This is a genomic window from Arsukibacterium sp., assembly GCF_041616895.1.
Classification (GTDB): Bacteria; Pseudomonadota; Gammaproteobacteria; order Enterobacterales; family Alteromonadaceae; genus Alishewanella.
The window spans coordinates 20,426-31,956 of record NZ_JBFJPY010000031.1 but is presented as its reverse complement, the minus strand read 5'-3'; the positions used below and the strand labels follow the sequence as shown (position 1 = coordinate 31,956).

Annotated in this window: 14 protein-coding genes; 12 read left to right on the top strand and 2 right to left on the bottom strand. The window is 47.3% G+C overall.

Features of this window, described 5'->3' with window-relative positions; all coding sequences use genetic code 11:
* Window positions 1–128 precede the first annotated feature (128 nt).
* The 6 genes from rpsF to alr all read left to right on the top strand — a co-directional run bounded on the left by rpsF (window position 129) and on the right by alr (window position 4,175).
* Window positions 129–524, top strand: coding sequence for a 30S ribosomal protein S6 (gene rpsF, locus ABY802_RS07450; RefSeq protein ID WP_290614189.1), 396 nt, complete (start codon window positions 129–131; stop codon window positions 522–524).
* A 5-nt stretch (window positions 525–529) separates the two neighbouring features.
* The gene (gene priB / locus ABY802_RS07445) at window positions 530–835 is read left to right on the top strand and encodes a primosomal replication protein N (protein WP_046554379.1); all 306 of its coding nucleotides are present in this window, start codon (window positions 530–532) and stop codon (window positions 833–835) included.
* An 11-nt stretch (window positions 836–846) separates the two neighbouring features.
* A complete protein-coding gene (rpsR, locus tag ABY802_RS07440; protein ID WP_008218940.1) occupies window positions 847–1,074 on the top strand; it encodes a 30S ribosomal protein S18 in 228 nt (75 codons plus the stop codon).
* 18 nt (window positions 1,075–1,092) lie between these two features.
* The gene (gene rplI, locus ABY802_RS07435; protein WP_372626405.1) at window positions 1,093–1,545 is read left to right on the top strand and encodes a 50S ribosomal protein L9; all 453 of its coding nucleotides are present in this window, start codon (window positions 1,093–1,095) and stop codon (window positions 1,543–1,545) included.
* A gap of 153 nt (window positions 1,546–1,698) precedes the next feature.
* Window positions 1,699–3,084, top strand: a complete 1,386-nt coding sequence (gene dnaB, locus ABY802_RS07430; protein WP_019675939.1) for a replicative DNA helicase — start codon at window positions 1,699–1,701, stop codon at window positions 3,082–3,084.
* On the top strand, window positions 3,084–4,175 hold the full coding sequence (gene alr / locus ABY802_RS07425) for an alanine racemase (protein WP_372626404.1): 1,092 nt from the start codon (window positions 3,084–3,086) through the stop codon (window positions 4,173–4,175). Before dnaB ends, alr begins: the two co-directional genes overlap by 1 nt.
* 19 nt (window positions 4,176–4,194) lie before the next feature.
* On the opposite strand, the gene ABY802_RS07420 is transcribed toward alr, so the two are convergent.
* Both ABY802_RS07420 and zur read right to left on the bottom strand, forming a co-directional pair.
* The gene (locus ABY802_RS07420) at window positions 4,195–4,659 is read right to left on the bottom strand and encodes a chemotaxis protein CheX (RefSeq protein WP_290614177.1); all 465 of its coding nucleotides are present in this window, start codon (window positions 4,657–4,659) and stop codon (window positions 4,195–4,197) included.
* A gap of 102 nt (window positions 4,660–4,761) precedes the next feature.
* Window positions 4,762–5,202 (bottom strand): zinc uptake transcriptional repressor Zur, encoded by a 441-nt coding sequence (gene zur / locus ABY802_RS07415; RefSeq protein WP_372626403.1) that lies wholly within the window; start codon window positions 5,200–5,202, stop codon window positions 4,762–4,764.
* Between the two features lie 180 nt (window positions 5,203–5,382).
* Here zur and dusA point away from each other — a divergent pair, with 180 nt between their 5' ends.
* The 6 genes from dusA (at window position 5,383) to ABY802_RS07385 (ending at window position 11,531) form a co-directional block, all read left to right on the top strand.
* A complete protein-coding gene (dusA, locus tag ABY802_RS07410; protein WP_372626406.1) occupies window positions 5,383–6,345 on the top strand; it encodes a tRNA dihydrouridine(20/20a) synthase DusA in 963 nt (320 codons plus the stop codon).
* A gap of 219 nt (window positions 6,346–6,564) precedes the next feature.
* Entirely contained in the window at window positions 6,565–6,825 is a 261-nt protein-coding gene (locus tag ABY802_RS07405; protein ID WP_372626402.1) for a hypothetical protein, read from the top strand.
* A 230-nt stretch (window positions 6,826–7,055) separates the two neighbouring features.
* A complete protein-coding gene (locus ABY802_RS07400) occupies window positions 7,056–7,484 on the top strand; it encodes a copper chaperone PCu(A)C (protein WP_372626401.1) in 429 nt (142 codons plus the stop codon).
* Window positions 7,485–7,493: 9 nt separating this feature from the next.
* The gene (locus ABY802_RS07395) at window positions 7,494–8,471 is read left to right on the top strand and encodes a DUF2333 family protein (protein WP_372626400.1); all 978 of its coding nucleotides are present in this window, start codon (window positions 7,494–7,496) and stop codon (window positions 8,469–8,471) included.
* 5 nt (window positions 8,472–8,476) lie between these two features.
* The gene (locus ABY802_RS07390) at window positions 8,477–9,250 is read left to right on the top strand and encodes a TIGR04219 family outer membrane beta-barrel protein (protein ID WP_372626399.1); all 774 of its coding nucleotides are present in this window, start codon (window positions 8,477–8,479) and stop codon (window positions 9,248–9,250) included.
* Between the two features lie 112 nt (window positions 9,251–9,362).
* Entirely contained in the window at window positions 9,363–11,531 is a 2,169-nt protein-coding gene (locus ABY802_RS07385) for a response regulator (RefSeq protein WP_372626398.1), read from the top strand.

The following is an 11,531-nucleotide window of genomic DNA, read 5'->3' as shown; positions in this document are numbered from 1 at the left end:
TATATTCTGCTTGTTATTTACCCGCTAACTCCGTAAAATACGCGACCTTCGGCCATACACTCACGTTCCTTGCCTCTATGCGAGCCCGGCCGAGCTCACCCGAGGCTTACTAACCGTAAGGAGCTACAATGCGTCATTACGAAATCGTTTTTATGGTTCACCCTGATCAGAGTGAACAAGTGCCTGGCATGATTGAGCGTTACACTGGCTCAATCAAAGAAGCGGGCGGTACTATCCACCGTTTGGAAGATTGGGGCCGTCGTCAATTGGCTTACCCAATTCAAAAACTGCACAAAGCACACTACGTGTTGCTTAACGTGGAAGCACCACAAACAGTGATTGATGAGCTGGAAACTAACTTCCGTTACAACGATGCTGTATTACGTAACCTGATTATGCGCACTAACGGTGCCGTAGTTGAGCCATCTCCAATGGCTAAGGTACGTGAAGAGCGTTCACGTGACGACCGTCCTCGTGACCGTGCTCCTCGTGAATCAGAAGAGCAGGTAGAAAACGAAGAGTAAGTTTGATGGACAATATCATCGTGCTTAGTGGCGCCGTATGCCGGCACCCTGAACGCAGTGAGAGTCCGGCGGGAATACCGCACACTGTTATCACCGTAGAACACAGAAGCAATCAGCAGGAAGCCGGCCTTAACCGCCAGGCTTATGTCAGAATGCAGATCGTATTAAGCGGCACAGTGTTACATCAGCAAGCTCAAACTTTGACGTTGGGTAGCATGGTAAAGGTTAGCGGGTTTTTAAACCGGCACCAAAACCGCAGTGGTCAGGCAAAACTGGTACTGCACGCCCAGCAGATTGAACAAATAAGTTAGGAGACAGACAAATGTCACGTTTTTTCCGTCGCCGTAAATTCTGCCGTTTTTCTGCAGAAGGCACTGTAGAGATTGATTACAAAGATACCGCTGTTCTGAAAAACTATGTTACAGAAAGCGGCAAAATCGTACCTAGCCGTATTACTGGTACCAGCGCTAAGTATCAGCGTCAGCTGGCTCGTGCTATTAAGCGCGCTCGCTACCTGGCCTTGTTGCCGTACAGCGACTCACACAGCTAATACAGAAGGGGTATAAGTATGCAAGTTATTCTGTTAGACAAAGTCTCTAACCTTGGTGGTTTAGGTGACAATGTTTCTGTTAAGTCTGGTTATGCTCGTAACTTCTTATTCCCACAGGGTAAAGCAGTTCCGGCTAACAAAGCTAACACTGAAAAGTTTGAACAGCGTCGTGCTGAATTAGAAGCCAAAATGGCTGCTGATTTAACTGCCGCTAACGACCGCGCTGCTAAGCTGGCAGAACTGGCTGAAGTGACTATTGCTTCTAAAGCCGGTGATGAAGGCAAGCTGTTTGGTTCAGTAGGTACCCGCGATATCGCTGATGCCATTACTGAAGCGGGCGTAAAAGTATCTAAAGCTGAAGTGAAGTTACCTAACGGTACTTTACGTGAAACTGGCGAGTTCGAAATCGATCTGCAGTTACACGCTGAAGTAGTAGCAACCATTAAAGTTGTTATTATCGCAGAAGCCTAAGGCTACTGGCGCACTGCCATGCAGTGCGCCAACCTCTTCCGCCGTTTTTCCCACCGTTACGCCCTTTCATTTTAAAAATAATCTCTACGTTGCTTTTTATTCTGCCGCTTGCAAGGTAGCATTGCACAGTTATTTCAAAATCTGTCAGGTGTTATGAGCAGTAATAAAGACAAGCAAGTCGCCGGCCTGAAAATGCCACCGCACTCAATCGAAGCCGAGCAATCTGTGCTGGGTGGTTTAATGCTGGATAATCAGGCCTGGGACCGAGTTTCAGAGAAAGTGGTTGAGCAGGATTTTTATCTGCGTTCACACCGTTTTATCTTTAGCGCCATGGCCAGAATTGCCGAAGCAAACCAGCCAATAGACTTAATTACCGTGTCAGAAGCGCTGGAAGCTAACCAGCAGCTTGATGATATAGGCGGCTTTGCTTATTTAGGTGAAATAGCCAAAAACACGCCAAGTGCGGCCAATATTATGGCCTATGCTGATATTGTACGTGAGCGCGCTGTGGTGCGCGACATGATAGCGGTTGCCCATGATATTGCTGACGCGGGTTATGACACTCAGGGCCGCACCAGTGCTGAATTGCTTGACTTTGCTGAGAGCAAAGTGTTTAAGATTGCAGAGCAACGGGCTAATGCCAACGAAGGCCCCGAGCCGATAAACAACATTCTGGCTAAAACCATCGATAAAATAGATGCGCTGTTTCGATCGCCACAAACCGGCATCACCGGTTTGTCATCCGGCTATATGGATTTGGATAAAATGACGAATGGCTTTCAGCCATCAGATTTAATAATTGTTGCGGCCCGTCCTTCCATGGGTAAAACCACCTTTGCTATGAACCTGTGTGAGCATGCCGCTATTACCAGCGACAAGCCGGTGCTTATTTTCAGTCTTGAGATGCCCTCAGATCAGATTATGATGCGGATGCTGGCGTCTTTAGGCCGGATTAATCAAACAAAAGTACGTACCGGCCAGTTGGAAGATGAAGATTGGGCAAGACTGTCATCAGCCATTGAGCTGCTAAACAGTAAAGGCAAAATGTATATCGATGATGCATCCGGTCTGACGCCGACCGAGGTACGTTCGCGCGCCAGGCGGGTAGCACGGGAGCATGGTGGCCTTAGTATGATCATGGTCGACTATTTACAGTTAATGACGGTGCCGGGGCTAAGTGAAAACCGTACCCTGGAAATCGCTGAAATTTCCCGCTCCTTAAAATCGTTAGCCAAAGAGCTGAAGGTACCAGTAATTGCGTTGTCCCAGTTAAACCGCGGCCTGGAGCAGCGCGCCGATAAGCGACCGGTAAACTCTGATTTAAGGGAGTCAGGTTCAATCGAGCAGGATGCCGACTTAATTATGTTTATCTACCGGGATGAGGTTTACCACGAAGATAGCGCTGAAAAAGGTTTGGCAGAAATTATTATTGGTAAACAGCGTAATGGCCCAATTGGCAAAGTGCGTTTAACCTTCCACGGCCATTTCTCGCGCTTTGATAACTACGCCGGTAGTGCCCGTTTTGAGGATGAGTATTAATGTCACGCCGGCCGGTAGCCCAAATTAACCTGGCTGCACTTAGCCATAATTTGCAGCGGGTGCAACAACTGGCACCTGCCAGCAAAGTGTTGGCAGTACTAAAAGCCAATGCGTACGGTCATGGCCTGGTAAAAGTGGCGCAGGCATTAACTGACGCAGATGCTTTTGCAGTAGCCAGAATAGATGAAGCGTTAGCACTCCGTACCGGCGGTATTGTTAAGCCAATTGTATTACTGGAAGGCTTTTACGAAGCCGCGGAATTACCTATTTTGCTGGCTAATAATCTGCAGACGGTGGTGCACAATGAACTGCAATTGCAGGCACTTGAGCAGTCAGAATTAGATGGACAGCTTAAAGTCTGGTTAAAAATTGATACTGGGATGCACCGTTTGGGTATAGCACCAGAGCAGTTTGCTGAGTTTTATCGCCGGTTATGGCAATGCTCAGCGGTACAACCCGGAATTCGCTTAATGAGCCACTTTAGCTGTGCTGATATGCCAGGTTCAGTGAAAACAGAGCAACAACTTGCCGTGTTTCAACAGCTTTGCAACGACAAAGCCGAACAGCAAAGCCTAGCCAACAGTGCGGCTATTATCAGCTTGCCACAAAGTCATGGCGATTGGGTGAGACCGGGCTTGATGCTGCATGGTATTTCTCCCCTGCCAAATCAACAGGGCCAGCAGCATTTGTTACATCCCGTTATGCGTTTAAGCAGCAGATTGATTGCGATGCGCCAGGTTAAGCAAGGCGAGACGGTTGGCTACGGTGGCCACTGGCAAGCAACCGCGGCAACCTGGATTGGTGTTATTGCTATTGGCTATGGTGACGGCTATCCGCGTCATGCCAGGAACAACACGCCAGTGTGGCTGGCAGGGCGGGAAGTTAAGCTGGTTGGCCGGGTATCAATGGATATGATTACGGTAGATTTGGGCCAGTCTCCTACTGAGACACTTGGTGCCGAAGCCGTATTGTGGGGCCCGGAGTTGGCGATTGAACGCGTGGCTGAATGCGCTGATACCATTCCTTATGAGCTACTTTGCAACATTACCCCACGCGTTGACTATCAGTATATTACCACTCTACCAAATTGATATGCAGCGGTTCAAAGGACTACTTGTCAAAGCTGACTTCGATGTGCACTTTGCCAAATTCTGAGTTGAACGGCATTAAAATCGTCGGTCCTTCACATTTATGTGTAATCGTGTGGGCTTTACCTGACACCACGATCGGGGTCGCCATCGAAAACTCATAGCCCTTATCGCCTAAAATGCGCTTGGCGCCGCCAGTGACCATATTGGTTATTTCACCTACCATGTCGGTAACATCGGCATCGATGGTTTTTGGTTTTTCACCAAGCATCCGGTACATAACTTCCAATGCCAGACTCTCTTCAAAACTGACGGAAAACGAGCCTTTGATGTCGCTACCCACCATGCCAATTAACCCTGAAACATCGCCGCGCGCTACCTCGTCTTTTTTTATTCGAGGCTGGCCCGGCACAATAGTAGTATTGGCCATGGTGGCTAATACATTAACAAGAGAAGACAGAAACGGGTTTATATACTCAACATTCATGGAGCGCGCCTGTAAGTTATTCGTTGGATGATTCCAGCAAGTCAGTATAAGATTAGGAGCAATTAGATGATCCTACAAGCCAGCTTATGATTTTACGATAATTTATGCAACCTGCTGGCATTTATAACAAAAACCATGAGCTTCTATGGTCTGGTGTTTGATCTGAAAGCCCTGCTTGGTGGCAAGAGCGCCGAATTCCTGTTGCAGGACATCAGAATGCAATTCGCTGACGCTGCCGCAACTATCACAGATCAATAACTGAGCCGGATGATGATGGCCAAAATGGTGACACAACATAAAGGCGTTGCTGGATTCAATTTTATGAATAAAACCCTGTTCGGTTAAAAACTCAAGCGCACGATAAATGGTGGCGGGCTTCGCGGCAGGCTCGGTCAGTTTCAATCGCTCCAGCAGGTCATACGCGCCCATACCACCATCAGTTTCAGCCATTAACCGAAATACTTTTTCCCGGATAGAGGTAAAGCGCGCGCCATTTTTATCGCAAATAGTTTTCGCCCGACTTACTAATGACTCTGTCGACATACGTAATATTATCTCATGGCAGCAGTGGTTCGCAGTGTAGCATAATGCGCTTTAAGTTCCACGCAAAGTGCTTGTTGTTAATTGCCAGATGACGGTCAATTTTGAGCGCTATTGATGTACAATACACCGCTTATTACTCTATTGGTTAGAGCAGGTACAAGACTATTGGCTATTCACTCTATGGATCATAAATTCTCTGTCGCCCCAATGCTGGACTGGACCGATAAACATTGCCGCTATTTTCACCGGCTGATGACAAAGCATGCTGTGTTATATACCGAGATGGTGACGACAGGCGCACTTATCCATGGCAAAGGCGATTATCTTGCTTTTAACGAGCAGGAGCATCCGCTGGTGCTGCAGTTAGGCGGTTCTAACCCGGCTGAGATGGCCCAGTGCGCCAGAATGGCTGAACAACGTGGTTATGATGCGGTTAATATTAACGTGGGTTGCCCGTCAGATCGGGTACAAAATGGCATGTTTGGTGCGTGTTTAATGGCCAAACCAGAGCTTGTTGCCAGTTGCGTTAGTGCGATGCTGGAAAAGGTGTCGATTCCGGTGACGGTCAAAAGCCGGATAGGTATTGATGATCTCGACAGTTACCAGTTTTTAACCGACTTCGTTGGCACCATTGCTGATGCCGGTTGCCAGCAGTTTATTGTTCATGCCCGCAAAGCCTGGTTAAAAGGCTTAAGCCCTAAAGAAAATCGGGAGATCCCCGAGCTGGATTATCCGAGGGTACATCAATTAAAGAAGGATTTTCCGCAGCTTAATATTAGTATTAACGGTGGTATCAAAACTCTGGACGACGTTAACTATCAACTTAACCTGGTCGACGGCGTCATGGTGGGACGTGAAGCCTATACCAACCCCTATTTGCTCAGCCAGGTTGACCACTTTATTTATCATGATGAACCGCATGTGCTAAGCCAGCATGAAGTAGTGCGGGCCATGCTGCCTTATATCGAGCAGCAAATGCAACACGGTGCCCGTTTCTGGCATATTGCCCGCCATATGCTCGGACTGTTTCAAGGGTTACCTGGTGCCAGATTATGGCGCCGTCACCTGAGTGAAAATGGTCATTTAGCCAGTGCCGGACAAGAAGTGTTAGTACAAGCACTGGGATTTGTGCCGGAAAACTAACAAAAAACGCTGGCTGAATCCAGTGTTAAGGAATTGACTAATTGAGTGGTTAATTTCGCTAATTTTTGGTTTCGTCTTGCGTTGGCTAAAAATTGGTTCCTCTTTATTTATAAATTAATGTTTTAAATCAGTCTGTTATGGTTTTGCCAAAGTTGGCATAAGCTTTGTAATAGTTAAGTTGTAGTATCAACTTAATTAACTATTATGAAGGAATATAAAATGAAAACTTTAGCTGCTTTAACCTTAACTGCTGCCGTTATGTTCACTGCTGCGCCGGCTCAGGCTAACCCTGCAACAGAGGCTTTACAACAATTAGCCGCGAATCAGTTGGCTGACTTAAAAGTCACCGTTGCTAAACAAGCTCGTCAGGCGATGGAGCAAGCCGCTGCAGATGTCCGCCAGTTATTTAATGATGATAGTAAACTTGCCGAGCATAAAGATACGGCTACTAAAGCCGACTCAACCCCAGCGGTAGAGTAAGCGATGTTGACTGCAAGCAGCTTATTATTGCTGTATCTGCTGCCCGTTGTCACGATGTTGTCGGCGTTCCTGGTGTGGAGCGTCGTGACGCCAATTATGTTGTCATGGCAAAAAGCCCGGAGCTAGTTATACCGGGCCCCTCCGATGTTTCTTTCGATACTTTGTTACTGGTCGCTGCCAGCTGCTCTGATTTGGTGTAAGATAAACTAAATTTGTTAAGGGAGCGTAACATGATGAAGTTCATATTTTTGTTGGCTTTGGCGGTATTTGGTTTGGCTGCTAATGGTGCTGAACTTGTCGTTGCTGATGGCCAGGTAAGGGTGCCAATGCCTGGACGAACGGTAACCGCTGGCTATTTTACCATCCAGAATAATAGCGCTGACACTGTCAATTTGACCGCTGTTAAAAGTAGCGCCTTTGAGCGGGCAGAGTTGCATCAACATAGCCATCAGGACGGTGTAATGAGAATGGAGCAGGTAACCCATATCGCTATTGAAGCTAATACCAGTGTTACGTTACAACCTGGCGGCCTTCATCTGATGCTATTTGACCCTTTGCAACCTTTGATAGTGGGTGAGAGTGTTAATGTCTCCCTGAGTTTTAGCAATGGCCAGCAACTTGAGCTAAGTATGCCACTAACCGAAATGCCGCGTCGCTAAGGATATGGAATGAATAAACGTAATATAAGTTATCTGGCGCTATGCCTGGTATTATTTATTTTTGTGGTGACAAGTTGGTGGGTAAGCCGAGAGCCTGCAGTGATGACTGAGCAGATCCAACAGACTAAGCAAACCGGCAACGCAACTTCCCGGGTAGGATACACAACAACAACTGCCCTGATTAATGTCACTGAAACTTTGCTGGATAAACCCGGTGGATATCTGGCAAATGATATTTTGCCACCGTTTAGTTTGCTCGATAATATGGCCGCCTGGGAGTTTGGTGTGCTGGAAATGTCCCGTGATCTGGCGTTGGCGTTTCGCAAAGATTTTAGCCGCTCGCAATCACAGTCTGCTGAAAATGAGTTTTTAAAAGTGGCACAGCCACAGTTTAATATTGATCATCGCAGCTGGGCTATTCCCAGTGCAGAATCAGAGTATCGCAAAGCCATTAATCAATTGTACCTGTACCGTGCTGCTTTATCCGACAGTACCCTGCCCGAAAGCCAGTTTTACGCCAGAGCTGACAATTTACGGGACTGGTTAAAGAATGTTGAGAAGCGCTTAGGAAGCTATTCACAGAGACTAAGTGCAAGTGTTGGTCAGGAGCGCTTAAATACTGATTTGGCAGGTGATGTTGGTGCAAGGCAATCTACAAATGCACCGGGCCAGCAAAGAGTAAAAACCAGTTGGTGGAAAATTGATGATGAATTTTACGAAGCACGGGGTGCAGCCTGGGCGTTACTGCATTACTTAAAAGCCGTAGAAGTGGATTTTGCTGAAGTACTGCACCGGCGCAACGCTATGGTAAGTTTGCAACAAATTATCCGGGAACTGGAAGCAACACAACAACCGATATGGAGCCCGATGGTGTTAAATGGCAGCGGCTTTGGTTTGCTTGCCAACCACAGCCTGGTCATGGCAAATTACATATCGAGGGCAAATGCAGCACTGATTGATCTATCAGAATTATTGATACAAGGGTAAACAATATGAAGAAAAACACCATGAATAAAGCAGCTCTGTCGTTAGCACTTGGCTCCCTGTTTATCGCCAGTCAGGCCTCTGCTGATACGCTGCTTGGCCTGTATCTTGGTGGTGATGGCTGGCGCTCAGAGGTAAGCGGAAGTTTTGGTAATAGCGACCCTGCACCAACTTTTAATTTTAATTCTAAAAACCAGGGGACCTATTATATTGCGCTGGAACATCCGATCCCGGTACTGCCGAATATCCGACTTGCTCATAATCAACTGCAAGCCGAGGGCGTAACGTTAATCGATGGCCAATTTAGTTTCGCTGGTGAAGAGTTTACCGTGAATACCTCTGTCAGAAATCAGGTCGATCTGACCAATACCGATGTGGTGTTGTATTACGAAATTTTAGATAACAGTGTTGTTGCATTGGATCTTGGTTTGAATGGCAAGCATATTAAAGGTTACGCGTCTCTGGAAGAGCAGGCACAAGATGGTTTGCAGGGTGAAGAGTCAGTGTCGCAATGGTTGCCGATGGTGTATGTCAGCAGTAAAGTAGGTTTACCGCTAACCGGGCTTGATGTGTTTGCGCAAGGCAGCTACGTTGGGTGGAACGATAGCCGCATGTACGATTTGCAGGCGGGTGTGGGCTATGAGGTTGTCGATTCGCTGACGGTAGATATCCGGTTGAAACTGGGGTATCGGGCAGTCAATTTACGGTTGGATGATTTTGACAATCTCTACAGCAATCTCGACTTTAAAGGGGTTTTTGCCGGGGTAGAATTACACTTTTAAACCTTCCCGTAACTAACACATTGCTGTTGGTCTGTTGTGCTGCGGTACAATCCTTGTTGCTACCGCAAATTCGCATTATAGTAACGTTATTCCAAATGACGGCAATATCATTTTGACAAATATATTCAAACAGTTAATTGCACCTTGGCTGCTTGCGTTGCTGCTGGCCTGGCTGCTGCTTTTATTATGGCTTAATAATGAAAGCCGTAATCAGCAATTGCAGCAAATTCAGCAATTAGCAATCACGGTCAATTATGCTGTTCAGGCTAACTTGTCGGCTAAAAATGACCAGCAACAATTAGCAAATCAACTCAAACAAATTCAACTCAGTTCGACTCTTGGGGTGGCGCAGATTGCTGCGTACAACACACAACTGCAATTAATTGCCAGTAGTGTCGATTCGGCAACCGTTCCAGCGCTGACTACAGCCCCAAAAACCTACCAAGTAAGTGCATTGGATGGGGAAAGAAAGCAAATTGCAGTGCTGCCGGTCAGCGCAGGGCTTGCGATTGCACAGTCTGCCATTGCCACCCCATTGCCAGACAATGGTTATATTGCGGTGGTGTTCAGTACCGCCCAGCCATGGCTTATCTGGCTTATTCCTTTGACCTTGCTAACCGCTGCCCTGGCCATCGGTCTGGCCTGCAGTAGTGTAGCCATCAGGCGCGAGCAAGTAAGACTGGCCACTGATGTTGAACTATTAGCCCATAATTTGCGCCGGCTGCAAAATGCCCGGCAAGACTGCCAGATATCACAGAAACTGGTTCCTGCGCTAAAGCCATTACGGTTGGCATTTAACCAGCTCGCAGGCAAGCTTGATCAGCATCACTTCAGCACTGAGCAACTGATCCAACAGCTGAATCAACGTGTGCAACAGCACAATAATGAAGTCGCCGGAATTGAGCAGCAGCGCAGCCGACTTGCGACAGAGCAAAAAATGCAGCGACGTCAGATTTGCCATTGGTTTGAGCAAAGTTTACTGCTATGGCAGCGGCGTGATCAATTGCAGCACGTTCAGCTACAACGGTTATCTCAAATGCATTTATTGGCAGGATTTTATCAGTTAGCAGATGCGGATGCTAAAGTGGCCCCCATTAAGCTGAGTGATTGGCTGGGGCAGTATATTGCTGAATTTAATGAATTAGCGGCCACTGGTGCAGTGATACTGGACTGGCAGGAGCATCCTGACAATTTGGTGTATGCCGTTAAGATTTGCGGCCAGACGTTGCGCTCCCAGCTGCATGCGTTAATTATGTTATCGCTTCGCGGCGAGGACGTCAGTAAAATTACTATCACGATTCAGTTGCAGTTATCCGGGCAGCAGCCTGCTCTGCGTTTAATTGCCGGTTGCAATGGCAACGGCTTGCCAGCGCATTGCCGTGAGCTGATCCAGACAAATGATGTATTGGATTTGCAATGGAGTGACGCCGACATCGCGTTATTAAAAGCAATAAGAAAGACGGGCGGAGAATTTACCTTTCAATCGCTGGATGGGCTTGGTTGTATTTTGCAATTAACCACTTCGGTACAAATTGAACCCGTCAACCCACAAAACAGGCTGCAACATATTTTGGTTTTTGATGCTGATGAAGAACGTTTGCAGCAACGCAGCGCAGCTCTTGCCGCGTTAACGTCTCAGCTGACAACCTGCCATAAGCTCATTGAACTGGAGCAAATAATTCACAGCAAAAAATTTGATGTGGTGTTGTTGTTTTTACCGCCGGCAACAGAGCGTCAGCACTGGCATAAAATAACCGACTATGCCCGCCAGCAATCTGAGGTGTTGTGTTTTGCCGCCGCAGACACACTGACAGCATGGCAACAAACGCTATCCGGCGTGCAGGCCAGTGATCAGTTCTGCCTGGCTGTGGTGCAGGCTTTGGGCAATCAGTTGTCAACCACAGCAAACCGGCAGCATATTCTGGTGGTCGATGACAATGAAACCAATCTGGCATTTGTGCAGGTGCTTTTAAAAAATAAGCCGCTGGTTTTGCATACGGCGACTTCTGCAGCGCAAGTTTTTTTACTCTGCGAAGAACAGCGGTTTGATATGATTCTGTTGGATATTCAGCTGCCGGATATGTCGGGGGTGGAAATTACCAAACAATTGCGGCAACTACCGCAGTATCGTCAGACACCAATTGTGGCGTTTACCGCCCATGCGATGCCGGCAGAAATAGCTACATACCGCGAGGCTGGTATGGATGACATTGTATTTAAGCCCCTTGAGCCTGCCAGGTTAGATAGCTTACTGGCCCGTTTTTCACTGACATCACCTTAG

What these genes read in the sequence shown, in the direction of transcription:
- priB (WP_046554379.1), top strand. Translation starts at nt 530, where the DNA reads ATGGACAATATCATCGTGCTTAGTGGCGCCGTATGCCGGCACCCTGAA.
- ABY802_RS07420 (WP_290614177.1), bottom strand. Translation starts at nt 4,659, where the DNA reads ATGAATGTTGAGTATATAAACCCGTTTCTGTCTTCTCTTGTTAATGTA.
- dusA (WP_372626406.1), top strand. Translation starts at nt 5,383, where the DNA reads ATGGATCATAAATTCTCTGTCGCCCCAATGCTGGACTGGACCGATAAA.
- rpsF (WP_290614189.1), top strand. Translation starts at nt 129, where the DNA reads ATGCGTCATTACGAAATCGTTTTTATGGTTCACCCTGATCAGAGTGAA.
- dnaB (WP_019675939.1), top strand. Translation starts at nt 1,699, where the DNA reads ATGAGCAGTAATAAAGACAAGCAAGTCGCCGGCCTGAAAATGCCACCG.
- ABY802_RS07395 (WP_372626400.1), top strand. Translation starts at nt 7,494, where the DNA reads ATGAATAAACGTAATATAAGTTATCTGGCGCTATGCCTGGTATTATTT.
- ABY802_RS07405 (WP_372626402.1), top strand. Translation starts at nt 6,565, where the DNA reads ATGAAAACTTTAGCTGCTTTAACCTTAACTGCTGCCGTTATGTTCACT.
- ABY802_RS07390 (WP_372626399.1), top strand. Translation starts at nt 8,477, where the DNA reads ATGAAGAAAAACACCATGAATAAAGCAGCTCTGTCGTTAGCACTTGGC.
- alr (WP_372626404.1), top strand. Translation starts at nt 3,084, where the DNA reads ATGTCACGCCGGCCGGTAGCCCAAATTAACCTGGCTGCACTTAGCCAT.
- ABY802_RS07400 (WP_372626401.1), top strand. Translation starts at nt 7,056, where the DNA reads ATGATGAAGTTCATATTTTTGTTGGCTTTGGCGGTATTTGGTTTGGCT.
- zur (WP_372626403.1), bottom strand. Translation starts at nt 5,202, where the DNA reads ATGTCGACAGAGTCATTAGTAAGTCGGGCGAAAACTATTTGCGATAAA.
- rpsR (WP_008218940.1), top strand. Translation starts at nt 847, where the DNA reads ATGTCACGTTTTTTCCGTCGCCGTAAATTCTGCCGTTTTTCTGCAGAA.
- rplI (WP_372626405.1), top strand. Translation starts at nt 1,093, where the DNA reads ATGCAAGTTATTCTGTTAGACAAAGTCTCTAACCTTGGTGGTTTAGGT.